The sequence below is a fragment of the Fictibacillus sp. NRS-1165 genome, assembly GCF_050468105.1.
Classification (GTDB): domain Bacteria; phylum Bacillota; class Bacilli; order Bacillales; family Fictibacillaceae; genus Fictibacillus_C; species Fictibacillus_C terrinigri.
The window spans coordinates 1-1,429 of sequence record NZ_JBDPNU010000188.1 but is presented as its reverse complement, the minus strand read 5'-3'; the positions used below and the strand labels follow the sequence as shown (position 1 = coordinate 1,429).

The 1,429-nt window shown below is 46.7% G+C and carries 2 protein-coding genes; both read right to left on the bottom strand.

All coding sequences use genetic code 11. The features are described 5' to 3' along the window. Window positions 1–50 precede the first annotated feature (50 nt). Window positions 51–869, bottom strand: coding sequence for a sugar phosphate isomerase/epimerase family protein (locus ABHN01_RS25795; RefSeq protein ID WP_429877912.1), 819 nt, complete (start codon window positions 867–869; stop codon window positions 51–53). 225 nt (window positions 870–1,094) lie between these two features. Then, window positions 1,095–1,429 (bottom strand): substrate-binding domain-containing protein (locus ABHN01_RS25790; protein WP_429877911.1); only part of this gene is annotated, 335 nt, incomplete at its 5' end.

Genomic DNA, 1,429 nt, shown 5'->3' with positions numbered 1-1,429 from the left:
GGGCGGCAGCCGTTAGAACAGAACCTATCTTTTTCATGAACCTAACCTCCCTATCTATGAACTTTTTCAAATTGTGCCAAATACTCGCGGCTGATCGTTGCTCCCTTTTTCGGATCCTCGTATTGATCCAGTTCAACAATGATCCAGTCATTATAGCCCGCGTCATCCAGAAGGCGAATCATTTCGTCAAACTTTTGTACTCCTTCACCGAGAGGGACAAACGCGCCATCGCGATAATCTTTCAAATGAACATAGTTGATGCGGTTGATGTATTTTTTGATCACTTCAACCGGGTCCCCTCCGCCCGCTTCTATATGGGCGGTATCAGGGCAAAGATTGATGGTCGTCAGCGGCATTAGCTTGTCCAGTTGATCCGGTGATTGAACGATGGTTCCCAAATGAGGATGGTAGCTCGGGATGAGGCCGTATTTTTCCGCCAGCGCTGCGACCTGGTTTAGTGCCTCCCCCAGTTGATGATAGTCGCTTTCCAATATTCCGTTCGCCCGGACGGCTCCCCCGCCAACAACGAAATGCCGTGCCCCCAGCTCTGAAGCAAGTGATGCTGCTTCCTCGAGCCGGAGCAGCTCTTCGGTCCAGATATCCGGGTAGATAAAGTTAGCGCCCGCGTATACCCCGACAAACTCCAGGGAATACCGCTTGATCAATTCCTTGAACGCTTCCTTTTGGTCCCTGTATTCCATCAGGTTGCCATCAAAGAGTTCAAACCCTTTAAAGCCTGCTTCCGTAATATCCTGTAACGCTTCCTCTGTTGATCCATTGGCCAGATAGAATAAATCTTTTATGGACGTGACTCCTGCAGGATGACCGACCACCCCGCCCCATGTATTTGTTTGATATCCGAGTTTCATTGTTTTTCCCCCTTAATTGATGGTTTTTAAGATTCATGATTGGGAAGCAGAATACCGCCAACACCACCTCCTTAAGGATGTTTAGTAACGTTTACATTTTTTCTCAGGTTTTTTTAGCATTTTTCGGTCCACTTCGCTGTAAACGTTTACAGTCGTTTCAAAAATTTTTGGCTTTTCTTTGCCTAATCATTTGGTTGCTGATTCGTAAACGTTTACATGTTGTGTTTACTGATCGTGTATTTGGCATGAATCCCTGGTGATGATTTGGTTTTCCAAAATATACTGGGTTTTGCCGATCCTCTGTTTTGTCATCAGCCTAAGCAGCAAATCCATCGCTTTCGTTCCGATTTGGAATGCTGGCTGAGATACAGTAGTGAGGGCGGGTTTAAAAATGGCTGAAAACTGGATGTCATCGAACCCTATAATTGAAATATCCCTTGGGACCGATAATCCCTTCTGTTCGACCGCGTTAATGGCACCGAAGGCCATCTCGTCATTCGCTGCAAAAACAGCGGTGGGAGTTTGGCTGTACGCCAGCAGCTTCAGCATCATGTTAAAGC

Bases quoted from the DNA above. Each gene is read 5' to 3' on its own strand.
- ABHN01_RS25795 (WP_429877912.1), bottom strand. From the start codon at position 869: ATGAAACTCGGATATCAAACAAATACATGGGGCGGGGTGGTCGGTCAT.